Origin of the sequence: Martelella mediterranea DSM 17316, from assembly GCF_002043005.1 — a bacterium.
Classification (GTDB): domain Bacteria; phylum Pseudomonadota; class Alphaproteobacteria; order Rhizobiales; family Rhizobiaceae; genus Martelella; species Martelella mediterranea.
Window position 1 is genome coordinate 1,428,671 of sequence record NZ_CP020330.1, and the last position, 25,661, is coordinate 1,454,331.

Sequence of the window (25,661 nt, forward strand, 5' to 3'; positions counted from 1 at the left end):
GTGATCCCGGCGTGGCAAGGCTACCCAAAGACAAGATGCGCGAACTGGAACGGCGGTTCTCCGAGGTGGAGGCCCGGATGTCCTCCGGACCCGACGCGGAAACCTATGTGAAGCTCGCCTCCGAATATGCCGAGCTGGAACCGGTGGTGAAGAAGATCCGCGACTATCAGGCCGCCGAAAGCGAGCTTGCCGATCTCGAGACCCTGCTTGCCGACAAGGCGACCGACCGCGAAATGCGCGAACTCGCGGAAATGGAGATGCCCGACCTCGAGGAGAAGATCGAGGCGCTGTCGGGCGAAATCCAGATCCTGCTGCTGCCGCGCGACGCCGCCGATGAAAAGAGTGCCGTGCTTGAAATCCGCGCGGGCACTGGCGGCTCGGAGGCGGCGCTGTTTGCCGGCGACCTGTTCCGCATGTATGAGCGCTACGCCTCTTCCAAGGGCTGGAAGGTGGAGGTGCTTTCCGCAAGCGAGGGCGATGCGGGCGGTTACAAGGAAATCATCGCCTCGGTCTCCGGCAGGGGCGTGTTCTCGCGGCTGAAATTCGAATCCGGCGTTCATAGGGTGCAACGCGTGCCGGAAACCGAAGCCGGTGGGCGCATTCATACATCGGCCGCGACCGTAGCCGTGCTGCCGGAAGCCGAGGATATCGATGTCGAGGTGCGCCAGGAAGATATCCGCATCGATACGATGCGCTCCTCCGGCGCCGGCGGCCAGCACGTCAACACGACGGACTCCGCCGTGCGTATCACGCACCTGCCGACCGGCATCGTCGTCACCAGTTCGGAAAAATCCCAGCACCAGAACCGGGCGAAGGCGATGCAGGTGCTCAGGGCAAAGCTCTACGACATGGAACGCCAGCGCGCCGATGACGCGCGTTCCGCCGACCGCAAGAGCCAGGTCGGCTCCGGCGACCGTTCGGAGCGCATTCGCACCTATAATTTTCCGCAGGGCCGGGTCACCGATCACCGCATCAATCTCACGCTCTACAAGCTCGATGCCGTGATTGCCGGCGATCTCGACGAGGTCGTGGATGCGCTGGTGGCCGATTATCAGGCCGGCCAGCTTGCCATGCTCGGCGTCGAGGCGCATTGAGGTGACGCTTTCGGAACTCTACCGCCAGACCGTTGAAGCCTTCGCGGCGGCAGGCCTCGATGCGCCCCAGGAAGATGCCCGTCATCTCGTCAGCGGCGTGCTCGGCCTGACGCTGACCGAGATGGTGACCGAAGGGGCGCGCGTGATCGATGCCATCGAGATGCAGGCGGTCGCCGAAGCGGTCGAACGGCGCAAGAACCGCGAGCCGGTCTATCGTATTCTTGGTGCGCGCGAGTTCTACGGGCTCGATTTTCTGCTGTCGCTGGACACGTTGGAGCCTCGGCCGGACACGGAAATCCTGGTCGAGCAGTGCCTGCCCTTCCTGAAACGCCGCATCTCCGAGACCGGGCGGGCGCGTTTCGTGGATCTCGGCACCGGAACCGGGGCGATCGCGATCACGCTGCTCAGCCAGTGTCTGGAAGCGGTGGGCGTTGCAACGGATATTTCCGAGGGCGCCCTTGAAACGGCGCGCGGCAATGCCTTGATAAATGGCGTAGCCGACCGGCTCAGCCTTCAACAGGGTTCGTGGTTCGAGGCAATTGACGGCCGGTTTGACATGATCGTGTCAAATCCGCCTTATATCGTCTCGGACGAGATTGCGGCGCTTCAGCCCGAAGTTCGCGATTTTGATCCGCTGGCAGCCCTTGATGGCGGCGAAAGCGGCCTGGATGCCTATCGGGCGATCGCCGCCGGCGCTGGCGACCATCTCGCCGAAGGCGGGATCGTGGCGCTCGAAATCGGAGCCGAACAGAAGGTGGCGGTGGCCAGGGTGTTTACCGAAGCCGGTTTCAAACTCTCGGTTGCAGCCAAAGACCTCGGCGGAAACGATCGCGTGTTGATATTCATCGGGTCCGATTGAGGCCGGAGACGGAGGCGGCGGCTTTTTGGCCGCCGGCAATGGGTCTGTCTAAATATTTGAAACTGCGCGGCGTTCCTGTCGCGAAAGATTGCGATTTTCCGGCCCAGGCGCCCGGATTTTTTTGAAATCAGCTAAAGAAAGGGCTTGGAATTTCTCCACAGGCGGGCTAGGTTGCAGCCACGCAAAACGGCGACTGAAACAAACAGCGATTCGTCGCTTGGCCTCAGTCTACAGGTTTTCCGTCCAATGTTGGTTCATTGCGACTTACCGTCTTTTGCGTGATTCAGGTCCTTAAATTCCACGAATGGCAGCGCTGAGATGCCCTGCCGGATGGACTATGCCGCCGTGTGTTCATGACACCGCCCGGCAAAGGGCGTAGCTCGACCATAAACAGAAATTCAGGTGAAGTTTTCATGAGGTCAGGACAGCAGAATAAACGCGGACGCGGGCGCGGCGGCAATAATAACAATTTCAACCGCAAGGGCGCCAATCCGCTGACCCGGACCTATGACAGCGCCGGTCCCGATGTGAAAGTCCGCGGCACCGCCCAGCATGTGGCGGAGAAATACATGACGCTGGCGCGCGACGCCCAGAGCGCCGGCGACCGCGTCATGGCTGAAAACTATCTTCAGCATGCCGAGCACTACAACCGGATCATCGCCGCCGCCCAGGCACAGATGCAGGATCGCCACCAGCGCGACGACCGCTCCGACAATGATGACAATGACGACAACGCCGCCCAGGCCAACGGCAACCGCGCCGATGATCGCAATGATGGCAATGATCGTAACGACCGCAGCGAGCGCAATGAACGCAGCGAGCGCAACGATCGTCGCAACAATCGCCGCCCCGAGCAGGCCGTCGATGCCGATGGGCCGCAGCCGGTGATCGAGGGCACGCCCGCCGAAGTGATGGCAGAGGATGCCAACGGCCAGCCGGTCGACAAGCCGCGCCGCCGCGCCTCGACCGCCGCCCGCCCGCGCCGCACCAAGCGTGCCGCCGCCGAAACGGCAGCCGAGGGCGAAGCACCGGCCACCGAGGATAAGGCGCCCGCCGCCGAAGCCGCCCCGGAAGGCGAAGCCCCCAAGAAGCCCGCCCGCCGCCGTCGCACGCCGAAGGCCGAAGCCGCCGACAATGACGGCAACCGCGACGCCAAGGCGCTGGCTGACGCCGCTTCGGAGTAAGCGGCGGTCGTTGGGCGGAGGCGCAGGCGTTGGTTTCTGGCTTTCGATATCGGAAACCTCTCCGTTCCTGATCTCTCCCCTTGAGGGAGAGATTCCCCGAGAGGGGCAGAGAGTGGTGAACCCTCTCCGCGAGTTCGGTGTTGGCGGCTTTTGGGGCTTGCGCCCTTTACCCCTCTCTGTCGCTTTCGCGACATCTCCCCCTCAAGGGGGGAGATTATTGGCTGTGAGGCTTCCGGTTAACACAGACGGGAGTAGTCGCGGCAGATAAGCATATCGATTAAATCCGGCCCCGGCCGGTGGCGGGGACGAATGGCACTGGTGATTGCAATCGACGGGCCGGCGGCGGCCGGCAAGGGGACGCTGGCGCGCAAGCTCGCCGCCCATTATGGCCTGCCCCATCTCGATACCGGCCTGACATACCGCGCCACCGCCAAGGCGCTGCTTGACGCAGGCAAGCCGCTCGATGACGAGGCGATCGCCGCCGAAATGGCCGGCGCCATCGATCTCGGCGGCCTCGACCGCGCAGTGCTTTCTGCCCACGAAATCGGCGAGGCGGCCTCGAAGGTCGCGGCCATGCCCAGGGTGCGCGTTGCGCTCGTCGCAGCACAGCGCCGCTTTGCCGAAACCGACAGGGGCGCCGTGCTCGACGGGCGCGACATCGGCACGGTGGTCTGCCCCGATGCGACGGTGAAGCTCTATGTCACCGCCGATGCCGAACTGCGCGCCCGACGCCGTTATGACGAGATTGTCGGCGGCGGCGGCGTTGCCGATTTCGCCGAAATCTTCGAAGACGTGAAGCGCCGCGACGCACGCGATATGGGCCGCAAGGACAGTCCGCTGAGACCTGCGGACGATGCGCACTTGCTTGATACGTCCAAAATGGGTATAGAGGCCGCGTTTCAGGCCGCGCGCGCGATTATCGACGGGCAGCTTGACCGGAATAACTGAAATTGGCGGGTTTTCCCGCATATAGAGGTTTTCACAGCATCCACGCGCCGGAATGCTCTTTGCCATAAGGGAAAGAGGGGTGCTCTGACTACCTGATATCAACACCAGCCACCGGCGCATCCGTGTCAGGCTTTTTGAGCCGACACGTTCCAGGAGTTTTCATGACTGCACAAACCCCCACGCGCGACGATTTCGCCGCAATGCTGGAAGAATCCTTCGGCGCCAACAATGATCTGGCCGAAGGCTATGTCGCCAAGGGCCTCGTCACGGGCATCGAAAAGGATGTCGCCATCATCGATGTCGGCCTGAAGGTCGAAGGCCGCGTGCCGCTGAAGGAATTTGGCGCCAAGGGCAAGGAAGGCGAACTCAAGGTCGGCGACGAGGTCGAAGTCTATGTCGAGCGCATCGAGAACGCGCTGGGCGAGGCTGTCCTGTCGCGCGAAAAGGCGCGCCGCGAGGAATCGTGGATCAAGCTCGAAGCCAAGTTCGAGGCCGGCGAGCGCGTTGAAGGTCTGATCTTCAACCAGGTCAAGGGCGGCTTCACCGTCGATCTCGACGGCGCGATCGCCTTCCTGCCGCGTTCGCAGGTGGATATCCGTCCGATCCGCGACGTTTCCCCGCTGATGCACACGCCGCAGCCGTTCGAAATCCTGAAGATGGACAAGCGCCGCGGCAACATCGTCGTTTCGCGCCGGACCGTTCTCGAGGAAAGCCGTGCGGAACAGCGTTCGGAAATCGTCCAGAACCTCGAAGAGGGCCAGGTTGTCGAGGGTGTCGTCAAGAACATCACCGATTACGGCGCATTCGTGGATCTCGGCGGCATCGACGGCCTGCTGCACGTCACCGACATGGCATGGCGTCGCGTCAACCATCCGACCGAGCTGCTGACCATCGGTCAGCAGGTCAAGGTTCAGATCATCCGCATCAACCAGGAAACGCATCGCATTTCGCTGGGCATGAAGCAGCTTGAGGCTGACCCGTGGGATGGCATTTCGGCGAAGTATCCGGAAGGCAAGAAGATTTCCGGTACCGTCACGAACATCACCGATTACGGTGCGTTCGTTGAGCTGGAGCCGGGCATTGAAGGCCTGATCCACATCTCGGAAATGTCCTGGACCAAGAAGAACGTACACCCCGGCAAGATCCTGTCGACCACGCAGGACGTCGATGTCGTCGTTCTCGAAGTCGATCCGGCCAAGCGCCGCATCTCGCTCGGTCTCAAGCAGACGCTCGAGAATCCGTGGGAAGCCTTCTCCTTCTCCAACCCGCCCGGCACCGAAGTCGAGGGCGAGATCAAGAACAAGACCGAATTCGGCCTGTTCATCGGTCTCGAAGGCGATGTCGACGGCATGGTGCACCTCTCCGATCTCGACTGGAACCGTCCGGGCGAGCAGGTCATCGAGGAATACAACAAGGGCGATATCGTCAAGGCTGTCGTTCTCGATGTGGACATCGAAAAGGAACGCATCTCGCTCGGCATCAAGCAGCTTGGCAAGGATGCGCTGACGGAAGCGGCCGCTTCCGGCGATCTGCGCAAGGGTGCGGTTGTTTCCTGCGAAGTTATCGGCACCAATGACGGCGGCGTTGAAGTGAAGCTCGTCAACCACGACGACATCACCGCCTTCATCCGCCGTTCGGATCTGGCCCGCGACCGCGACGACCAGCGCCCCGAGCGTTTCTCGGTTGGCCAGGTCTTCGACGCCCGCGTCACCAACTTCTCCAAGCGCGACCGCAAGGTCATGCTGTCGATCAAGGCGCTGGAAATCGCCGAAGAGAAGGAAGCCGTGGCACAGTTCGGTTCGTCCGACAGTGGCGCTTCGCTCGGCGACATCCTGGGCGCGGCTCTCAAGAACCGCGACGACCAGTAAGCTTCGCTTGCATCACGAATAGAAAAACCGCCGGGTGGCAACGCCCGGCGGTTTTTTGTTTGCTCTGATGGCGGTCTTCAGGTCGCCGGGTTCTCGGCCCTGTCCTCCAGTCGGAAGGCATAAAACGCCAGCAGAATGATGATCGGCGGGACGAGAAAACAGAGCCGGCCGACGAGGCGGTAGGCAAGGGCGGCGAGCGCGCAGCCGAGCGCGAACAGGAACAGCGCCGGTATCAGCCGCTTCAGCCGGTGTTTCAGCGGTTCCTTGTCGATCGCGCCCCCGAAGACGAGGTCGGTGACGTCCAGCATGATCTGCGTCGTCGTGCCGGTCATCAGCGTGGACGGCGGAAGGTCGGGGAGGTGGACGCGGTGCACTGCGTTCTGGATCGCCATCGCGACCACAAGGGTCATGCCGGTGATGATTTCGCCGGCGCTGTTTGCGGCAGTCGGCAGCAGGAACACCAGCACGGCCGCCGCCGAAAACAGGGCGAACTGAAGCTTCAGGAGCACGGGAACCACCGGGCGCTCATGCCGAACGAGCCAGCGCGCGAAATAACGCGCCGCCATGACCGAAACGCAGAAGACCGGCAGCGCCAGCGCCTTTGCCAGCAGGCCGCCGGTTCCGGTCGCAATCGCTGCGCCCAGCGTCACGAAGTTGCCGGTGACATGGGCGGTGAAAAGCCCGTGGAGCGCCACGAAGCCCATCGTATCGACATAGCCGCCATTGAGGCTGAGGGCCGAGGCAAGCAGGGAACGCGACATACACCATCTCCACCCGGACCATGACCCGTTCGATATGCGCCGGTCCGCCACGGACGCAGAGGCAGCGGAAAGGATCGCGCATGCGATCAAGCCATACACGCCGCGTGAACGCAGTGAGAGTATCGGGGAAGCGTAAATACATGGTTATGCCGACGAACACCGGCACACCGCGATTGCCGGTTGAACAAAACCGCCGCTTATCCGTCTGGAAAACCAGCACGATAAGGAGATCGACAGGACCACGGTCGCCTCTGCCCGCTCAGAATCGACAGCCGCCCGGCAGATCACATCAGCTCATGGTTTCTTCGATGACATGCGTTCCGAGCAAACGTCTTGAACGCGGTGACCCGCTCAGCCCTGCTTCGCCACCGGACGAATGCGGTCGCCGGCTTCGATCACCAGCGGGTCAAAGCCGCTGCCGGGCTGTTGCAGCATCTCGAAAAGCTGGGCGCGCATGCGCGGTTCCCAGAACTTGCTGATGTGGTCGGCCACGCCGGCCACCGCCTCGTCATGCGGGCGGGTGCGGAAAAAGGCGGCAATCTGGTTTGCCATGTGGGTGAGCTTTTCGGGCGCCATTTATTTGTCCTTAGCCAGAGGGGGATGCCGGCGGGCGACAGATCTACTCGGCCGCCTCGACCCGCCGGGCCTTTCTTGAAAAGCTCTCATATTCCTCCTGCCAGTCCGTCGGGCCGTTGGAGGGCGAAACCTGAACGGCCGTCACCTTGTATTCCGGGCAGTTCGTCGCCCAGTCGGAGAAATCCGTGGTGATGACATTGGCCTGCGTGGCCGGATGGTGGAAGGTGGTATAGACGACGCCCGGCGACATCCGATCGGTGATTTTCGCCCTCAGGCTGGTTTCGCCCGACCGGCTTTGCAGCTTCACCCAGTCGCCATCCTTCACGCCGCGAAGCTCCGCGTCATGCGGATGGATTTCCAGAACGTCCTCCTCGTGCCAGACGACATTGTCCGTGCGCCGTGTCTGCGCGCCGACATTGTACTGGCTGAGAATGCGTCCTGTGGTCAGAAGCAGCGGGAAGCGCGGTCCGGTCTTCTCGTCGGTCGCAATGTAATCGGTGCGGATGAAGCGTCCCCTGCCGCGCACGAAGCCATCGATATGCATGATCGGCGTGCCGTCCGGTGTCTCGTCATTGCAGGGCCACTGGACCGAGCCTTTTTCGTCCAGCAGTTCATAGGTGACATTGGCAAAGCTCGGCGTGGTCGCGGCAATCTCCGCCATGATCTCGGCGGGATGCGCATAGGACCAGTTGCCGCCCATCGCATTGGCCAGAAGCTGCGTCACCTCCCAGTCGGCGTAGCCGGCCTTCGGCGACATCACCTTGCGCACCCGGTTGATGCGCCGTTCGGCATTGGTGAAGGTGCCGTCCTTTTCCAGGAAGGTCGAGCCGGGCAGGAAGACATGCGCGTAATTCGCCGTTTCGTTCAAAAAGATATCGTGGACGATGACGCATTCCATTGCGGCCAGACCGGCCGAGACATGCTTGGTGTCGGGGTCGGATTGCAGAATATCCTCGCCCTGACAGTAAAGCCCCTTGAAGGTGCCATCGACGGCGGCATCCAGCATGTTGGGAATGCGCAGGCCCGGCTCGTCCGAGATCGGAACACCCCAGGCCTTTTCGAAGATATCGCGGACATCGGCATTGTTGACATGGCGATAGCCGGGAAGCTCGTGCGGGAAGGAACCCATGTCGCAGGAGCCCTGAACATTGTTCTGGCCGCGCAACGGGTTCACGCCGACGCCGCGGCGGCCGATATTGCCGGTCATCATGGCGAGATTGGCGAGGCCGATGACGGTGGTCGAGCCCTGCGAATGTTCGGTGACGCCGAGGCCATAATAGATCGCCGCATTGCCGCCCTTCGCATAAAGCCGTGCCGCTTGGCGAACGGTCCCGGCCGGAACGCCGGTCAGTTCTTCTACGGTTTCCGGGCTGTTGGCGGGTTCGGCGGCGAAGACCGCATAATCCTGAAACTCATCCCAATCGCAGCGCTCGCGGATAAAGGCCTCGTCGTAAAGCCCCTCGGTGACGATCACATGCGCCAGCGCGGTGACGACGGCCACATTGGTGCCCGGGCGCAACGCCAGATGATGGCTTGCCGCCACATGCGGCGTCCTGACGAGATCGATACGGCGCGGATCGATGACGATGAGCTTCGCGCCCTGCCGCAGCCGCTTTTTGAGCCGCGAGGCAAACACCGGGTGCCCGTCGGTCGGGTTGGCGCCGATGACAAGCGCGACATCGACGTCTTCGACGCTGTCGAAATCCTGCGTTCCCGCCGATGTGCCGAATGTCTGGCCAAGCCCGTAGCCGGTCGGCGAATGGCAGACGCGGGCGCAGGTATCGGTATTGTTGTTGCTGAAGACCGCGCGGGCAAGCTTTTGCACCAGATAGGTCTCTTCATTGGTGCAGCGCGACGAGGTGATGACGCCGATCGAATCCCGTCCGTAATCCGCCTGAAGGCGGCGCAGCCTGGACGCGGCAAAGCCGAGCGCCTCCTCCCATGAGACCTCGCGCCAGGGGTCGGCGATGTTCTCGCGGATCATCGGGTTCAGAACGCGGTCCTTGTGGCTGGCATAGCCATAGGCGAAACGGCCTTTGACGCAGGAATGGCCGTGATTGGCCTTGCCATCCTTGTAGGGCACCATGCGCACCAGTTCCTCGCCGCGCATTTCCGCCTTGAACGAACAGCCAACGCCGCAATAGGCGCAGGTGGTGACGAGCGAGTGTTCCGGCTGGCCGATGTCGATGATCGATTTTTCCTGCAGCGTCGCCGTCGGGCAGGCCTGAACGCAGGCGCCGCAGGATACGCATTCGGAGCCGAGAAAATCGTCGCCGAAACTGCCGGGCGACACGCGGGATTCGAAACCGCGCCCTTCAATCGTCAGCGCGAAAGTGCCCTGCACTTCCTCGCAGGCGCGCACACAGCGCGAACAAACGATGCATTTCGACGGGTCGTAGGTGAAATAGGGGTTGCTTTCATCCTTCGGCAGGTAGCGGGCGTTGACCTCGCCAACGCCGTCGCGCGTCTTCATGTGATTGCCGCCATCATAGCCGTAGCGCACATCGCGCAGGCCCACAGCGCCGGCCATATCCTGCAGTTCGCAATCGCCATTGGCCGCGCAGGTCAGGCAATCCAGCGGATGGTCGGAGATATAAAGCTCCATCACCCCGCGGCGCAGCGTCTTCAACTGGTCGGTCTGGGTCGAGACCACCATGCCATCGGCAACCGGCGTGGTGCAGGAGGCCGGCGTGCCGCGCCGCCCCTCGATTTCCACTAGGCAGAGTCGGCAGGAGCCGAAGGCGTCGACCATATCGGTGGAGCACAGCTTGGGGATCGCAATCCCGGTTTCCATGGCCGCCCGCATCACCGATGTTCCCTCGGGAACGGTGATCTTGAAGCCGTCAATCGTGAGCGTAACCATGGCTTCCGATTTCGAAGCCGGCGTGCCGTAATCGATTTCCTTGATCAGGGACATGACACTACTCCGCTGCTTCTGCCGGTTGGGGCCGTGATTGGGGACGCGGACCGAAGTCTTCCGGAAAATGCGTCAGCGCGCTTGAAACGGGATATGGCGTGAACCCGCCTAGCGCGCAGAGCGAGCCAAGCCGCATCGTGTTGCAGAGATCGTCCAGAAGCGTCTTTTGCTCGGCCAGTCCTGCGCCGGCGGCGATCTTGTCGATCACCTCCGCGCCGCGCACCGCGCCGATGCGACAGGGCGTGCATTTGCCGCAGCTTTCCACCGCGCAGAACTCGAAGGCAAAACGCGCCTGCTTCATCATATCGGCGGTATCGTCGAAGACGACGATGCCGGCATGGCCGATCAGCCCGTTATTGGCGGTGAAGGCCTCGTAATCGAAGGGGATGTCGAAATGGCTCGTCGGGAAATAGGCGCCGAGCGGGCCGCCCACCTGCACGGCCTTCACCGGCCGGCCGCTCGCCGTGCCGCCGCCGATATCGTAGATCAGCTCATTCAGCGTGATCCCGAAGGCGGTCTCGAACAGCCCGCCATGTTTGATATTCCCGGCAAGCTGGATTGGCATCGTGCCGCGCGACTTGCCGATGCCGAAATCGCGATAATACTCAGCGCCGCGATCCAGGATCAGCGGGATGGAGGCCAGCGACAGCACATTGTTGACCACGGTCGGACGACCGAACAGGCCTTCAAGTGCCGGAAGCGGCGGCTTGGCGCGCACCACGCCGCGCTTGCCTTCGAGGCTGTTGAGCATGGAGGTTTCCTCGCCGCAGACATAGGCGCCTGCCCCGACGCGCATTTCCATATCGAAAGCATGCCCGGAGCCCAGCACCGAAGGCCCCAAAATGCCTTCCCGGCGCGCGATCTCGATCGCCTTCCGCATGGTTTGGATCGCATGCGGATATTCCGAGCGGGTATAGATATAGCCCCTGGTCGCGCCCGTCGCGATGCCCGCGATCGCCATCCCCTCGATCAGAACGAAGGGGTCGCCCTCCATGATCATCCGGTCGGCAAAGGTGCCGCTGTCGCCCTCATCGGCATTGCAGACGATATATTTCTGCGCGCCTTCCGCCTTGCGCACCGTGTCCCATTTGATGCCGGTGGGAAAGCCCGCGCCGCCGCGACCGCGCAGGCCGCTATCGGTGACGGTCTGAACGATATCCGCGCCTTGCATGGCAATCGCGTTTTCCAGACCGCGCAACCCCTTGTAATGGCGGTAATCGGTTACCGATAGCGGATCGGTGACTCCGCAGCGGGCAAAGGTCAGCCGCGTCTGCCGCTTCAGGAACGGCAGTTCCCGCGCCTCGCCAAGAAAAAGCGGATGCTCTGCGCCGTCTAGGAAGCCCGCGTCGAACAGACTTTCGACGTCGGCAGGCTTCACCGGGCCATAGGCAACGCGGCCATGGCCGGTGCGCACTTCCACCATCGGCTCCAGCCAGTGCAGGCCGCGCGAGCCATTGCGCACGATTTCGGCCTCCAGCCCGCGCGCGGCAAGCATTTCGGAAATCGCCGAGGCCACCTTTTCGGCGCCAACGGCAAGGGCAGCGGCATCACAGGGGATAAAGATCACAGGTTTCATCGCCCTGCCTCCGCGACAACGTCCCTGAGGGTTGCTTCATCGAGCCGGCCGTAAAGCGCGTTATCCAGCATCGCTGCCGGGGCGCAGGAACAGAGACCGAGACAATAGACCGGCTCAAGCGTCAGCCTGCCATCGGCCGTCGTCTCGTGCCAGTCTAGGCCAAGGGCCGCGCGCAGGCCATCGGCCAGCGCTTCGCCGCCCATGGACTGGCAGGCTTCCGCGCGACAGATCTTCAACACGTGACGCCCGGCCGGTTCGCGACGAAAATCATGATAAAAACTCATCACGCCATGCACTTCGGCGCGGCTGAGGTTCAGCATCTCAGAGATGAGCCGCAATGCGGCTTCCGGGATATGGCCGAATTCGCTCTGAATATCGTGCAGGATCGGCAGCAGCGGCGCTTCGCGCTGCAGATGGTCTTCGACAATCGCGGTTGTGCGCGCGGCAACCGCCTCCCGCTCGAAACCCAGATCCATCATGCTCCTCCACCCATACGACTGATCTCGAAAAGTGTCATATTTTTGGACGGACAATCAATGCGGCAGTTCCGTCAGTCGATGGCATTTCCTTATAGATGAGTTCGACGGTCATGTTTCATGCCTCGGCCAGATGGCGCACCTGCCGCAGAAAGGCCGAGATCAAGGGCGCATAGGGCTCGCGATGCGTGGCGACGAGGCCAACCTCTGACCCGGCCACGGGGTCGACGATCGGTATGGTCTTCAGGGTCTCGTTTGCAAGGCTCGTAGCCAGGCTTTCCGGCATGATGGTCGACCACAGCCCGGTCTGCACATGGGCAAAGAGGGTGACGATCGAATCCGATTCCAGCGTCGGCGCGACATCGGCGGAGACCTCGGCGAGGATGCCATCGAGAATGCGCCGGTTCTGCATGTCCTTCGTCAGAAGACAGAGCGGCAGGCGGCTGACGTCGTTCCATGTGATCCGCTTGGCCTCGCCGAGATCCGTTTCGGCATGAGTCACAAGGCAATAGGTCTCGCGGTAGAGCGGGATCTGCGTGGCCTTCCCCACCGGCTCGTTTTCGAGATAGGTGATGCCGACGTCGATCTCGAGATTTTCAAGAAGCGACAGGATTTCGGCGGATGACCGCGACAGCACCGAGACCGTAACGCCGGGATTGCTCGCGACAAACGGCGCCGTCAGCGTCGGGACATGGGAAAGCGCGGTGGGTATGGCCGCGACCCTCAGATGACCGCTCAGGCCCTCGCGAATGGTCTTCAGTTCCTGCTGCATGGTGCGCGCATCGGCGACCAGCCGTCGTGCCCATTCTAGCACCCGCTGGCCTTCCGGCGTCAGCCCCTGATAGCGGGAGCCGCGCAGGACCAGAAGAACGCCCAACTGCTCCTCAAGCTGCTTGATGGCGGCCGAAAGCGCGGGTTGCGAAACGCCGCAGGCTTCCGCCGCGCGCCCGAAATGCCGCTCACGCGCCAGGGTTATGAACATCTCCAGTTTTTCAATCATGCATCTTCCATCCGGACGGGCGCTTGTCGCGCTCATTCTAACGCAATTGCGGGAGAGGGGAGACCGGACCCGGCGCGGAATTTGAACGCGAAAGAGAGTGAACACCATACGGTCAGGAAGCAAGCCAGAAAACGCGCGCTGAAAGCGCTCTCAAGCGTATTTCAGGAGAGTACATCAAGGACAAAAGTGTCCTGCTTTCCGCAAGGGGCAACAGGGTGGACAAAGCCGGAACTTAACCGGCTGAAAAACAAACGTTTATATAAAGAAGTGGCGCCCAGACGCGGAGTGAATATTACCTATTAATTCAGTTACTTAGAGAGTAGTGGGGCACCCGGATCTGTTAGCAAGTTTCAGGACTTTTTGACATAGATGTCCCACCGATCTATCCGTTTGACCAGCCGACGTTGGATCGGCTATGCAAAATCGGCCACGGAGGCCAACCAACTTTCAGCACCAACCCGCAACCTCTCAAATTAGACGGGACGCAAGAGGTGAGGTCACGCGTGACACAAACGCCAAGGCTCGCTAATGGTGCGCCGACAAGAAGTTGGAAAGGGACGGTTGCGACGATGCCGCTGGTTGTTGAGCAACTATTAAAGTACGGACTTGTGGGTGTGATGAACACGCTCATCACGTTTATCGTCATCGTGCTTCTGAGCTATCTCGGTTTCTCGCCCGTGACATCCAACGTGATAGGGTATGCCTGCGGGCTGGCGAACAGTTTTTTCTTCAACGGCCGATTTACCTTTACGTCGACGAATGGAAGGAAGGCGGTGTACCGCTTTCTGGCAGGCTTTGCCTTGGCTTATAGCATCAACCTCGCTGCGCTGCTCGCGCTGACGCACCAAGGCGATCTGCCGGAAATGGTGTCGCAGGCCGTTGCGATGTTGGTCTATAATGTTTGTTTCTTCCTGATCATGAAATTCTGGATATTTGAAAAAGATGGCTGATCATTATTCCCTTGATGTAGTGATTCCATGCTACAATGAGGAAGAAAACCTTCCCCACACGATACCGGTCCTCAATGACTTTCTCAAAAAGCTGTTGTCTCGCGAAGATCTGGGGCTGGAGCAGTTCAGGATCATCCTCGTTGATGATGGTAGCGCAGATGGGACATGGTCGCAGATCGAAGCCTTTACGCATGATATAGGTGCCAGCGGTTTGAAGCTGAGCCGCAATTACGGCCATCAGAATGCCATGCTGGCGGGTCTTTCGATTGCTGACGCCGATGTCGTGCTGACGATAGACAGCGATCTTCAGGATGACATCAACGCGATTTCCGAGATGCTCAAGGCATATCAAACCGGTGCCGATCTCGCGCTCGGCGTGCGTCGCTCGCGTGGCGAGGACCGCTTTTTCAAGAAGAACACGGCGAGGGGATATTATGCATTGATGAAGCTGATGGGCGCGCAGATCGTGCCCGATCATGCAGACTTCAGGCTTATGTCACAAAAGGCGTTGAAGGCACTTCTCACGCACGAAGAGACAAACCTGTTTCTCCGGGGCATCATACCCAATCTGGGCTTCAAATCACAGATCATTGAATATGATCGCCAGTCGCGTGAGCACGGCGAAACCAAATATACCCTAAAGAAAATGCTATCGCTCGCCGTCAACGGCGTGACATCATTTTCCGCTGCACCGCTGCGCTTCGTGGCGGCTTTGGGGATCTCCGTGTTCTTGATTTCGATGCTACTTGCCTTCTGGTTTCTGATGGAGCGGGTGTTCGTCGCCGACAGCACGGTTCCCGGGTGGGCTTCAATCGTGCTGCCGCTGTTGTGGCTCGGCGGCCTTCAAATCTTCTGCATGGGGATTATCGGCGAATATGTGGGTAAGATATATCTCGAGGTAAAACGCCGGCCTCGTTTTATCATCGATGAGAAGATATAAGGCCGTTGCCGGGCCCACCAATGCGAGCGGATAGCAGACTTCCATGAAGAACAGTATTTTTGAGCCTCTGTTCCATCCAGCGAATCACAGGTTTCTGGCCGGTTGCATTTTCGCAATTTGCCTACTGTCTTACGGCGGACACGCTTATTACATGAATTTTAATGCGGACGACGTGATCCAGATTCAGTCTGTATCAAACGATTCGCTGACCTATCTTAGCCAAGGGCGATGGGGCCTTTACCTTATCTTCCATGTGGTGCAGGGCGACAACCCCGGCGGCTTGTTCTCGCTCGGACTGGCTGTGGTGCTCATGATGATGTCAGGCATGGTCGGTGCCCGGGTCTTGGGTATCAAGTCCGGCGCTGTGATGCTGTTTTTTACGCTGTTTTCCGCAGTTTCCCTTTATTATGGCCGGTTGTTTTCGTTTCAGCTTACCTGGGTCGCCTTCACATTCGGCGTTTTTCTGTCGGTTTGCGGCGTCTATCTTGCCGCCATAAAGGCGAAATGGTTACCTGCCACGGTGTTGCTGGGATTAGCGCCGGCCTTTTACCAGCCGACAATAGAGGTTGCAGTCGTACTGTTTCTGGGGGCGTTGATCTTCCAGATCGGGGATGTAGGTGCGAGAAAAATAATTCGTCGTGCATTCTATTATGTTGCTATCGTCGTTGCATCCTCTGCATTGTATGTTGTGACGACAAAAATATCTCCCTATATTTCAGGGGTTCCGCTGAATGGACGCAGTAGTATTGACGTTATCGAGGCGCTCAAGAGTTTCGGCAGGATATGTAATTTATTTGTTAATCAGTCTATTCCATTTAATGCTGGAAAAGAAGATCCATATTTCCCGGATATATACAGAATTATATTATCTATTTCGTTTTTTGTTTATGTTTTTTGCTTTTTTATCTGCAGTAAACGTAGAAATGCTTCTTCTTTGGCATTATTTATAGTTTTTAGTGCTATAATGGTGGTTGCTCCTTATTTTCTCGCATTTGCATCTCCAGCTGATACCTTCAGCACCAGGTCGCTTATTGCATTCTCTTTCGTCCACGCGATTTACCTGATTTATCCCATCCAGCAATGGATATTGGCATCGCCTGAGAGGGGAGGCGATGGCAAGGCGCTGCTGGCGCAATCCTCTTTGGTATTGGGCTTTGCGTTTGTGTTGATCAGCAGCTGGCAGGTTGCAAAGCTTTCCTTTGATAACGCGCTTGCGTCGCAACAGGATTTGCTTGCAGTGAACAGGATCATTTCAAGAATAGACGATGTGCTTCAGGATAGCGCCATGGCAAACGAATCCTCGATATGCATAGCGGTCAACTTCAATACGCCGACGTCAGCAGGGCCGCGCGGTTTTGCCGGCACAGCCCGGGCCACGCCCTGGTCCAAGGAGTGGATTTTCCGGCTCGTGGATAACAGGTTCATTCCGGCCGAACTCGGAAAAAAGGAAGAGTTGCTTGCGCAGTCTGCGTCGAAACCGAAATGGCCTGCGAGGGGTTCAGTCTACACAGATCTGGGATGTGTTGTGGTGAACGTGAACTGACCTGTTTCGCGCTGTTTCGCTTTCGTGTGACTTTTGATGCGGTCATCTCTTTCTTAAAGCGCAGAGGCTGTGGCTCTGCTTTCGTTAGAGTTGGTCGGTGGGTGGAATGCGAAGGCCACGTATTTCCGCCATTCAATCTGGATGTGTTGAAAAACTTCGGCTCAGCCCAGAGATTCGCAGTTGATCTTCAGCATGATGTTCGTTCAAAAGAACACTGGATATTTGCCAAGCATCTGCGATGGAATGCGGCCAGCATTATCCACGGGGCACAAGGGGTGTGCAAAGTCGTTGTCGATCAGCGGACGCCACACGGTTGAAATGTATCGGTAGGTGCCTCAATGCCGTGCGCGAGCCTTTGGTTGATCGACCGAAGAGTCGGTCAATAATCAGAACGGAAAGATGAACATGGGCGAACTATTTCAAAGGCCGGCGGCCAAGACCTCTCTCGACTGGACTGGCGAGCGTTTCACACCCAAGGTTTCAGGGCAGGTCGAACTCGAGCATTTGCATCGGTATTTTCTGGCGCGGGAACTATGTCGTGGGCTGGATGTTCTCGATATCGCATCTGGCGAAGGCTACGGTTCCGCGTTGCTTGCCCAGGTGGCGCGTTCGGTCGTTGGCGTTGAGGTTGATGAAGAGTCGGTCAAGCACGCCAAAAATAACTATCATGCGGATAACCTGGAGTATCGGGCGGGAAAAGCGGAAGACATCCCCCTCGAGGCGGAAAGCGTTGATTGCGTTGTCTCCTTTGAAACGATTGAGCATTTTTATGATCAGGAAAAATTCCTGGCTGAGATCAAGCGCGTTCTTCGTCCCGACGGCTTCGCACTCATCAGTTCGCCGAACCGCGATACTTATTCCGGTTTTGGCACTCCACCCAACCCGCATCATGTCCGCGAACTGACCCAGAATGAATTCCAGGACCTCCTGTCGCACCGATTTCAAAACGTCGCTTTCTTCGGGCAGAGGGCGGTTCTCGGGTCCGTGATCGTGTGCGACCGGGGGCATGACAACCAGCAATTGGTCAGCTTTGATCGCCGAAGCGAAGATCGATTCGAGGCTAGCACCGGGCTGGCCAGGTCTGTCTATTGTGTGGCCGCCGTCTCGGATGCAGAACTGCCTGCGTTGCCTAACAGCATCTATTTCGATCTGGCCCCAGTTGAGGACGCGATCGTAAACTATCCGGCCGCAAGCGCCGAGTTGACTGCTCAGAAGGAGAGAAATCAAGGTCTTGAAGGGACTATTCACAGTCTGGAGCAAAGCAAGGCGACAATCGCAGCGGAGCTAGCCGCGCTCAAGGGAGATTTGGCCGCGCAAGATGAGTCGTTTGCTCAAGAACACTCTGCTCGACTTGAGGTTGAAGGCGAGCGCAAAACTTTACTTGAGACGGTAGAGCGACACAGGCGCGAGTTGGAAGCAGCTCAAGCCAGCGCCAAATTAGCCGAAAAACAAAAAGAGGCCGCCGTTGCCGAGGTTGTCGATCGGGCTTTCGCAGTTGTCTGGGCAAGGAGGAAACGCTCCTTTCGTTGGCGTGCCTTGCTGTTGCACCCTCTGAGCAAGAAGAAACGTAAGCAGTACCGGGATAGAAGAAAATTGAAGCTACGCTCGCGCCTTGCGGGCGGGGCGTCTACCTCAGCCGTTTTTCAGCAGGCGGACAACGCCCGTATAGAAAGCGAGAAATCGAGGCTTCGTCGTGCCGCGCTTATCAAACATCCCTTCAATCGTCGCAAGCGAAGAAATTACCGGAAGCAGCACGCTGTTCCTAGCGCCTTAGCGGGTTTGCCGTCTGCAACAACGATAGTCAATCGAGCCGTCGACACGCCCTCTGTCGGCTTGCCTTTTGTTTATCGTGAAAAACTTCCCGTCACGGGGAAGCGAATCGCTGTTTTTATCCATGTTTACTATGTTGAGGATTTCGATCGCATAATTTCTTTTGTCTCGAATATTAAATGGTCTTTTGAAACATTCATATCAACTGATAGTGAGGAAAAGAAAAGAAAGATTCTAAACAGGGTTACATACTGGAACAGGGGTAATGCTAGAGTTGATATAACGCCGAATATAGGCCGTGATATAGCTCCATTCTTTGTGAATTTTCGAAAAGACATATTAAAATTTGACTATGTTTTCCACATTCACACGAAGCGGTCAGGTCATACCCCCGAATTGGCTGATTGGCTGGATAGGATGATGGCATCAACAATCGGATCCCCAGAAATTGTTGACAGCATTCTTTCCGCATTTGAGGCCGATGAGACACTTGGAGTGTTAGCTCCGACCTATCACCCGCATAATGAGCCTTATGTGAATTGGATTGACAATTTCGAGCGGAGCTCGGAGTTGGCGGCGAAAATGGGTGTTACGTTGATGCAGGATATGCCTTGCGCTTTTCCGGCTGGCTCAATCTATTGGGCGCGGTCAGCGGCTCTGGCTGCCATCCTCGACATCGGCCTGGAGTTCGCTGACTTTGAACCGGAAGCAGGTCAGACTGATGGAACCCTGGCGCATGCGATCGAGCGAATGCCGTTTCTTTCGGCAGAGGTGGCCGGCTTCGGGTGGAATTTTGTTTCACCGCAAGCTCGCAAAGATAAGTCGATCACCACGCGTGATGAGTTGGTGCAAGCTTTGTCTGAGAAGAGATCGTTCCTTCTGCCCCCCAGCGAGCGTCAAGGCTACGGCAGCCAAGTGCAGAGAGCCCAGTTTCAAAAGGCCCATTTCAAGTCAAAGAAGACTGTTGAGCTCAACACATTTCTTGAGACGGATAAACGCATCGAGCTACCCTCTACCGAGAAGCCCCTTGTTTCTATCGTGGTTGTTTTGTTCAACAGCGCTGAACTGACCTACCCGTTCCTTCTTTCGCTTCGGCAGGCCATGACAGTTCCGGCTGAAGTGATCATCGTTGACAATGCTTCGACGGACCGAACGCGTGAGCTGCTTTCCCGTGTCGATGGCGCCAAAATTGTGCTGAACGACGAGAACGAGCATTTCTTGCGCGGTTCCCGGCGCGGCGCCGCTTTGGCTCAGGGTGAATTTCTGTTGTTAGTGAACAACGACACCGTGTTGCCCAGCGACTGTCTTGAGATCGCCACAGCGAATTTTGAAGACCCCGGGACCGGAGTTGTTGGGGCGAAGATAATCCTGCCGGATGGATCCTTGCAGGAAGCAGGCAGCGTTATCTGGTCGGATGGTACATGCGTAGGATACGGACGCGGACAGAACCCGAATTCGCCCGCCTTTCAGTTCCGGCGTGAAGTGCATTACTGCTCTGGCGCTTTCATGATGCTGCGACGCTCTCTCTACTTGAAGTTGGGCGGGTTTGATGAGCGATACGCCCCTGCATACTACGAGGAAACAGATCTCTGCATGAAAATCCGCGCAGCCGGGTACAAGGTCATATATGATCCGCGAATTACGATCGAGCATTACGAGTTCGGCAGCGCGACGGTTCGCCAGCAGGCGATCGACCTGCAGGAGAGGAATCACAAGTTTTTTCTGGCTCAGCATGCCACTGCCCTGAAAAACCATCCGTCTCATGAGATCGGCCCGCGCGCGGCATTGGATTCGCTTCGCAAGAAGCGCGTTTTGATGATTGACGACCGCGTGCCCTACCGCAACCTGGGAGCTGGCTATCCGCGCGCGCGGGATTTGGTCAAAGCGGTCTCCGCTCTTGGGTGGGATGTCACATTCTACCCGTTGTATTTTCCGGGCCTGGATGTTGATGAATTCTGGTCTGACTTCGGACCAGACATAGAGGTCGCTGCCGAACTCGGCGAGCCGGGGCTTTCTGGCTTTCTGAGGGAGCGCGCGGAAGAATTCGATGCTGTTTTTGTGAGCCGGCCCGGCAACATGGCGCGCGTTCAGGAGGCGTGCGGTCGCGCGTTTCTTTCCCGCCTCAAGCTCATCTATGATGCAGAGGCGCTTTTCGTCGAAAGAGAGAAGATTCGTCGGGCGCTTTTCGAAAATCCTTTCGAAGAAAAGGATTACCGTGCCGCCTATGAACAGGAGATTGGCTTGATGAAGGGAGCCTCTGCTGTCGTTACGGTTTGCGAGCGCGAAAAGAAACTCATCAGCTCACGTGTTTCAGCGCCTATTCAAGTGATCGGTCACATGGTGGACGCCAAGCCCTCCACGGCGAGTTTCGAGGAGCGATCGGACCTGCTTTTCGTCGGCGCTCTCGATGGCACACGAGAGGCTTCGCCGAATGTCGATTCTCTTGTCTGGTTTGTGGAAGAGGTAATGCCGCTCTTAGATCAGAAGCTTGGCACAGATTGGAAGCTGAACGTGGCGGGGCGTGTGCAGTCTGAGGATCTCGAACGGATTGCATCCGAGCGTGTCCGGCTGCTTGGAATGATCCCTGACCTTTCGCACGTCTACAATGAGAACCGCGTATTCATAGCACCTACACGTTTTGCGGCTGGCATCCCCGCAAAGGTTCATGAGGCTGCCAGCTTCGGCTTGCCTGTTGTTGCCACAGATTTGATCGCCTCTCAGGTCGGCTTCATTCCCGATAGCGAAATTCTCGCAGCCTCAACGGCAAAAGACTTCGCTGATAAATGCGTAAGTCTCTATACGGGCAAGGAAGTTTGGTCCCACATCCGTGAAAAAGCACTATTGGCGGTCGCATGCGACTGCTCGAAAGAGCTTTTTGAAAGAAACGTTGCATCGCTTTTCGTTCCATTTGAAAAATAGAGGCTTGCCGAGAGAGCGCATGGATCTCAAACTCTGCACCTTTAGCCGGCGCATCTCGTCGGGCAGTGCTCTGCGCCCTGAAAACTGGATCGTTTGCTGTTGGAGTATTCCGCGGTATTTTCCTGGCTGGGAGAAGGAGTGGAAGAGATGAAGGCATCGAAGTTTTCGGACGCCCAGAAGGTGTTTATTCTGAAGCAGGGGGATGACGGTGTGCCTGTGGCGGAGATTTGCCGCAAGGCCGGGATCAGCCAGGCGACCTACTTCAACTGGAAGAAAAAATACGCAGGTCTTCTGCCTGACGAGATGCGCCGGCTGAAAGCTTTGGAAGATGAGAATGCGAAACTGAAGCGGATCGTGGCGGACCTGACGCTGGACCGCGAGATGCTTCAGGATGTCATCCGCCGAAAGCTCTGAGGCCTGCCCGAACGCGCAAGCTTGTGGATGGGATGCTGGTGGACTGGGGGGTGTCGATCAGGCGAGCCTGCAAGGTTCTGACGTTCGACACCTCGACCTACCATTACAAATCCCGCCGCATCGGTCAGGCCGCTCTTGAAAGACGGATCAAGGAGATATGCGAGACACGCGTCCGGTTTGGCTATCGGCGTGTTCACGTACTCCTTCGACGAGAAGGCTGGATGGTCAATATCAAGAAGACCCGCAGGATTTACAAGGCGTTAGGGCTGCAGCTCAGGAACAAGCACCCGAAACGCCGGGTGAAGGTAAAGCTGCGCGAGGATCGCCAGGAGGCCGTAGGGCCGAACGATATCTGGGCGATGGACTTTGTTCATGATCAGCTCGCGGCAGGCAAGAAGCTGCGAATCCTGACCATTGTGGATATCCATTCCCGCTTCAGCCCGGCCACCGACCCGCGCTTTACCTATCGCGGTGAGGATGTGGTGCAAACGCTGGAACGGATTTGCAGGAAAGGCGGTTATCCGAAGACGATACGGGTCGACAATGGCAGCGAATTTATCTCCCGTGACCTCGATCTGTGGGCCTATGTGAACAAGGTCACGCTGGACTTCTCGCGGCCTGGCAAACCGACCGACAACGGCTTCATCGAAGCTTTCAACAGCAAGCTGCGTGCAGAATGTCTGAACGCAAACTGGTTCATGACCCTTGCGGATGCGCGCGAAAAGTTGGAGGATTGGCGTAAGCACTATAATGAGGATCGTCCTCATTCGGCGATCGGATACAACGTCCCGATCGCGTTGCACAATCCCGGTGGCGCTGCCAGCCCGCCATCGTGATCAGAGCCGGAAAAATCTAACAGCCGGCGGTCCAATAAATGGGCGCAGAGCAAGAGCCGGAAAAATCTAACATCCGGCGGTCCAATAAATGGGCGCAGAGCAAAAAAACGCAAACTCTCAAGTTAAACGAGGGACGCAAGGGGTGCAGGTCAAGGTATCGAGCCTTCCGTCGAAAGCGTCGGTGACAGCTATGACAATGCGCTCGCCGAAACAATCAACGGTCTTTGCAAGGCCGAGGTCATCCATCAGCGTGGACCATGGCGAAACTTCAAAGCTGTTGAATTCGCCACACTCGAATGAGTCGACTGGTTCAACCGCCGTCGTCTTCTGGAGTCCATTGGAAATATTCCGCCAGCCGAAGCTGAGGAGCGACACTTCGTAAGCGACAAGCTGGCCCCATCTGGCCGAGTGGTTTGGCGTTGGGATAACAGTATCGGACATATTGAACTGCAGTGAGCTTCTATGTCTGCGCCTGGTCCTGAAACTAGAACTTTCCATATGATTGAAGCTGTCGCTGGCCGCTTCGAGGGTGTGCCTCGGCAGCTACGCCGACGCTGCTCTGATGATTTTAAGGCCCGAGCGGTGGCGGAGGCGCTCGAGCCAGGAGCAAATGTTTCGGCAATCTCGCGTCGACTGGACATCCATCCTAACTCTTTGACTGGCGTCGTGCAGTCCTGAATGCCCGGGCGGGTCTGAAGGAACCGACACGTCGTGAAGCTGTAGTGACAGAAGCCAGCGGCACATTGATCGAAGTTGTCATCGGCGAGGTAATCATACGTGCTCGGGCAGATGTCAGCGAAGCGCACTTGCGTCGGGTTATCCGTGCGGTGCGTTCGGCATGATCCCCGCGAGTGCGAAGGTCTTCCTTGCCAGCCATCCCGTCGACTTCCGCAAGGGACCGGACGGTTTGCTGTCTCTGGTGCGGGATGCCGGCAGCGATCCGTTCAACGGCGCGCTGTATGTCTTCCGGGCCAAACGCGCGGACAGGATCAAGATCGTCTGATGGGACGGGTCCGGCGTTTGCCTTTACGCCAAGCGGCTTGAGAAAGAGCAGTTCTGCTGGCCCCGCATGGGCCATAACCGGATTCATCTCAACCACGCCCAGCTTCCGGCGCTCATTGATGGCATGGACTGGAAGCGGGTTCGATCTCGGCCTGTCAAGCCGCCGGAGATCGTTGGCTAGAGCAATTCCAGGTGAAGTGGACACCGGTTCATCGTCCGGGATTGCGCCGAAACAAAAGGCCCTGCTGCGAAGTGAAACACCGGGCTGAAAAGGCAGGAAACCGGCGAAAACTGTGCTTTGGTAGCCCCATGACACCGCCCGCCTTCCAGCTTCCTGATAACATTGAATCGCTGAAAGCGTTGCGCTTTCCATGGCAGAAAAGGCGGCGCGCGCCGACGCTCTGGAAGCCGAGGTTGCCAATCTCAAGGCGCAAAACGCCGATGCCGATGAGCGCATTGGGCGGCTGATGCAGATCCTGAAAGCGTTCGATCGTGCCCGCTTCGGCCGGCGATCGGAAAAGCTGGGCCTGCACGCCGCCGACAACGAACAGCAGGCTTTCGTCTTCGAGGAAATCGAGACCGGCATTGCTGCAATCAAGGCCGGGCTCAAGAAGAGCCACGAGCGTGCTGATGGCAAGCGTCCGCCGCGGCCGCGCAAAGGCTTCGCCCCGCATCTGGAACGGGTCGAAGTGGTGATCGAGCCGGAAGAGCTGCCGGAGCATGCCGGCAGGCAAAAGGTGCTGATCGGGGAGGATGTCAGCGAGCGGCTGGATGTTGTGCCGGCGAAGTTCCGCGTCATCGTCACCCGCCGGCCGAAATATGCCTTCAGAAATGAAGATGGTGTTGTTCAGGCGCCGGCGCCGGCACACATCATCGAGAGCGGCATTCCGACAGAGGCGCTTCTGGCGCAGATTGCCGTCTCAAAATATGCCGATGGCCTGCCGCTCTATCGACAGGAGGCGATCTACGCCCGCGACAAGGTCGAACTCGACCGCAGGCTGATGGCGCAATGGATGGGCAAGCTCGGCTTCGAGCTGGAAATCCTCGCCGATTACATCCTTGTCGAGATAAAGAAGGCCGAACGGGTCTTCGCCGACGAAACGACGTTGCCGACGCTTGCTCCAGGTTCGGGAGCAACGAAAACAGCATGGCTGTGGGCCTATGCCAGGGATGATCGTCCGTTCGGCGGCAGCGGCCCGCCGATGGTCGCCTACCGCTTCGAGGACAGTCGATCCGGCGAATGCGTTGCCCGCCACCTGAATGGCTATCACGGCATTTTGCAGGTCGACGGTTATGCCGCCTACAACAAGCTCGCGAGATCTGACGGTGGCAATGATGGCGTCACATTGGCTGGTTGCTGGTCACACAGTCGGCGCAAGTTCTATGAACTACATGTCGGGAAAAGCTCCGAGGTAGCAACGGCGACGGTCGAACGGATGGCAAAGCTCTGGCAGGTCGAGGAGGCCGCTCGAGGTCAAAGTCCCGACGCCCGCGTCGCGGTGCGTCAGCAAACCTCCGCCGTAATTGTCTCTGAACTCTTCGATCTCTGGCACAAGACCCTGCCACGGATATCCGGAAAATCGAAGCTCGCCGAGGCGATCCGCTATGCGACCACGCGCCGCGCCATCTTTGAGCGCTTCCTGAGCGATGGCCGCATCGAGCTCGACTCCAACATCGTTGAACGGGCAATCCGGCCGCAGGCCATAACGCGGAAGAACGCACTTTTTGCAGGCAGCGACGGCGGCGGAAGAAGCTGGGCAACGATCGCTACGCTGCTGCAGACGGCAAAAATGAACAATGTCGATCCGAATGCCTGGCTTACCCAGACCCTCGAGCGCATCGCCAACGGTTGGCCGAGCAGTGAAATCGACGCGCTTATGCCGTGGAATTACCACGCCTGAACGGCCTCGGCTTGCCGCTTACGACACTTCGCCATGCTGGACGAACCAGCCATGGCCGCATAACTTAAACCAAACGGCCTGCGGCAGACCCGGTGCGGTTCAGCGACATTCGAGACAGACACTGAGG

The 25,661-nt window shown here is 58.5% G+C and carries 17 protein-coding genes and 3 pseudogenes; 14 read left to right on the forward strand and 6 right to left on the reverse strand.

What is annotated here, in order from left to right; genetic code table 11:
• Positions 1–11: 11 nt before the first annotated feature.
• From prfA to rpsA, 5 genes are all read left to right on the forward strand, one after another.
• On the forward strand, positions 12–1,094 hold the full coding sequence (gene prfA, locus Mame_RS06595) for a peptide chain release factor 1 (protein ID WP_026173551.1): 1,083 nt from the start codon (positions 12–14) through the stop codon (positions 1,092–1,094).
• Positions 1,090–1,953 (forward strand): peptide chain release factor N(5)-glutamine methyltransferase, encoded by an 864-nt coding sequence (gene prmC, locus Mame_RS06600; RefSeq protein ID WP_033410307.1) that lies wholly within the window; start codon positions 1,090–1,092, stop codon positions 1,951–1,953. Before prfA ends, prmC begins: the two co-directional genes overlap by 5 nt.
• A 413-nt stretch (positions 1,954–2,366) precedes the next feature.
• Entirely contained in the window at positions 2,367–3,137 is a 771-nt protein-coding gene (locus Mame_RS06605) for a DUF4167 domain-containing protein (RefSeq protein WP_018065246.1), read from the forward strand.
• Between the two features lie 309 nt (positions 3,138–3,446).
• Complete coding sequence (cmk, locus tag Mame_RS06610) at positions 3,447–4,085, forward strand: (d)CMP kinase (protein WP_018065247.1); 639 nt, start codon at positions 3,447–3,449, stop codon at positions 4,083–4,085.
• A gap of 161 nt (positions 4,086–4,246) precedes the next feature.
• Positions 4,247–5,953, forward strand: coding sequence for a 30S ribosomal protein S1 (gene rpsA, locus Mame_RS06615; protein WP_018065248.1), 1,707 nt, complete (start codon positions 4,247–4,249; stop codon positions 5,951–5,953).
• Positions 5,954–6,030: 77 nt separating this feature from the next.
• On the opposite strand, the gene Mame_RS06620 is transcribed toward rpsA, so the two are convergent.
• From Mame_RS06620 to Mame_RS06645, 6 genes are all read right to left on the reverse strand, one after another.
• On the reverse strand, positions 6,031–6,714 hold the full coding sequence (locus tag Mame_RS06620; protein ID WP_018065249.1) for a YoaK family protein: 684 nt from the start codon (positions 6,712–6,714) through the stop codon (positions 6,031–6,033).
• Positions 6,715–7,065: 351 nt separating this feature from the next.
• Entirely contained in the window at positions 7,066–7,290 is a 225-nt protein-coding gene (locus Mame_RS06625; protein WP_018065250.1) for a formate dehydrogenase subunit delta, read from the reverse strand.
• A gap of 43 nt (positions 7,291–7,333) precedes the next feature.
• Positions 7,334–10,207, reverse strand: a complete 2,874-nt coding sequence (fdhF, locus tag Mame_RS06630) for a formate dehydrogenase subunit alpha (RefSeq protein ID WP_018065251.1) — start codon at positions 10,205–10,207, stop codon at positions 7,334–7,336.
• 4 nt (positions 10,208–10,211) lie between these two features.
• Positions 10,212–11,783 (reverse strand): formate dehydrogenase beta subunit, encoded by a 1,572-nt coding sequence (locus tag Mame_RS06635; RefSeq protein ID WP_018065252.1) that lies wholly within the window; start codon positions 11,781–11,783, stop codon positions 10,212–10,214.
• Positions 11,780–12,259, reverse strand: a complete 480-nt coding sequence (locus tag Mame_RS06640; RefSeq protein WP_018065253.1) for a formate dehydrogenase subunit gamma — start codon at positions 12,257–12,259, stop codon at positions 11,780–11,782. Before Mame_RS06640 ends, Mame_RS06635 begins: the two co-directional genes overlap by 4 nt.
• 118 nt (positions 12,260–12,377) lie before the next feature.
• On the reverse strand, positions 12,378–13,259 hold the full coding sequence (locus Mame_RS06645) for a LysR family transcriptional regulator (protein ID WP_018065254.1): 882 nt from the start codon (positions 13,257–13,259) through the stop codon (positions 12,378–12,380).
• 503 nt (positions 13,260–13,762) lie between these two features.
• On the opposite strand from Mame_RS06645, the gene Mame_RS06650 reads away from it, so the two are divergent.
• The 9 genes and pseudogenes from Mame_RS06650 (at position 13,763) to tnpC (ending at position 25,534) form a co-directional block, all read left to right on the forward strand.
• Positions 13,763–14,209 (forward strand): GtrA family protein, encoded by a 447-nt coding sequence (locus Mame_RS06650; protein WP_155122037.1) that lies wholly within the window; start codon positions 13,763–13,765, stop codon positions 14,207–14,209.
• Positions 14,202–15,149, forward strand: a complete 948-nt coding sequence (locus Mame_RS06655; protein WP_018065256.1) for a glycosyltransferase family 2 protein — start codon at positions 14,202–14,204, stop codon at positions 15,147–15,149. Before Mame_RS06650 ends, Mame_RS06655 begins: the two co-directional genes overlap by 8 nt.
• A 43-nt stretch (positions 15,150–15,192) precedes the next feature.
• On the forward strand, positions 15,193–16,692 hold the full coding sequence (locus Mame_RS06660; protein ID WP_018065257.1) for a glucosyltransferase domain-containing protein: 1,500 nt from the start codon (positions 15,193–15,195) through the stop codon (positions 16,690–16,692).
• 405 nt (positions 16,693–17,097) lie between these two features.
• Positions 17,098–21,381 (forward strand): rhamnan synthesis F family protein, encoded by a 4,284-nt coding sequence (locus tag Mame_RS06665; protein WP_018065258.1) that lies wholly within the window; start codon positions 17,098–17,100, stop codon positions 21,379–21,381.
• A gap of 147 nt (positions 21,382–21,528) precedes the next feature.
• Positions 21,529–22,631, forward strand: a protein-coding gene (locus Mame_RS06670) for an IS3 family transposase (protein WP_155122068.1) whose coding sequence is annotated in 2 segments (ribosomal slippage) — positions 21,529–21,790 and positions 21,790–22,631 — 1,104 coding nt in all. Because the reading frame shifts where the segments join, the coding sequence is not laid out codon by codon here.
• Positions 22,632–22,769: 138 nt separating this feature from the next.
• Positions 22,770–23,087, forward strand: a pseudogene (locus tag Mame_RS06675) (integrase core domain-containing protein); the annotation flags it as partial.
• Between the two features lie 42 nt (positions 23,088–23,129).
• Positions 23,130–23,309, forward strand: coding sequence for a transposase (locus tag Mame_RS06680; protein ID WP_235726850.1), 180 nt, complete (start codon positions 23,130–23,132; stop codon positions 23,307–23,309).
• Positions 23,310–23,469: 160 nt separating this feature from the next.
• A pseudogene (gene tnpB, locus Mame_RS27235) lies at positions 23,470–23,814 on the forward strand (IS66 family insertion sequence element accessory protein TnpB).
• Positions 23,815–23,942: 128 nt separating this feature from the next.
• Positions 23,943–25,534, forward strand: a pseudogene (tnpC, locus tag Mame_RS06695) (IS66 family transposase).
• The last annotated feature ends 127 nt before the right edge of the window (positions 25,535–25,661 follow it).

Excerpts from the sequence above, each read along its gene's own strand:
- Mame_RS06605 (WP_018065246.1), top strand. The coding sequence starts at position 2,367 with ATGAGGTCAGGACAGCAGAATAAACGCGGACGCGGGCGCGGCGGCAAT.
- cmk (WP_018065247.1), top strand. The coding sequence starts at position 3,447 with ATGGCACTGGTGATTGCAATCGACGGGCCGGCGGCGGCCGGCAAGGGG.
- rpsA (WP_018065248.1), top strand. The coding sequence starts at position 4,247 with ATGACTGCACAAACCCCCACGCGCGACGATTTCGCCGCAATGCTGGAA.
- Mame_RS06620 (WP_018065249.1), bottom strand. The coding sequence starts at position 6,714 with ATGTCGCGTTCCCTGCTTGCCTCGGCCCTCAGCCTCAATGGCGGCTAT.
- Mame_RS06625 (WP_018065250.1), bottom strand. The coding sequence starts at position 7,290 with ATGGCGCCCGAAAAGCTCACCCACATGGCAAACCAGATTGCCGCCTTT.
- fdhF (WP_018065251.1), bottom strand. The coding sequence starts at position 10,207 with ATGTCCCTGATCAAGGAAATCGATTACGGCACGCCGGCTTCGAAATCG.
- Mame_RS06635 (WP_018065252.1), bottom strand. The coding sequence starts at position 11,783 with ATGAAACCTGTGATCTTTATCCCCTGTGATGCCGCTGCCCTTGCCGTT.
- Mame_RS06640 (WP_018065253.1), bottom strand. The coding sequence starts at position 12,259 with ATGGATCTGGGTTTCGAGCGGGAGGCGGTTGCCGCGCGCACAACCGCG.
- Mame_RS06645 (WP_018065254.1), bottom strand. The coding sequence starts at position 13,259 with ATGATTGAAAAACTGGAGATGTTCATAACCCTGGCGCGTGAGCGGCAT.
- Mame_RS06655 (WP_018065256.1), top strand. The coding sequence starts at position 14,202 with ATGGCTGATCATTATTCCCTTGATGTAGTGATTCCATGCTACAATGAG.
- Mame_RS06660 (WP_018065257.1), top strand. The coding sequence starts at position 15,193 with ATGAAGAACAGTATTTTTGAGCCTCTGTTCCATCCAGCGAATCACAGG.
- Mame_RS06665 (WP_018065258.1), top strand. The coding sequence starts at position 17,098 with ATGGGCGAACTATTTCAAAGGCCGGCGGCCAAGACCTCTCTCGACTGG.
- Mame_RS06680 (WP_235726850.1), top strand. The coding sequence starts at position 23,130 with ATGATTGAAGCTGTCGCTGGCCGCTTCGAGGGTGTGCCTCGGCAGCTA.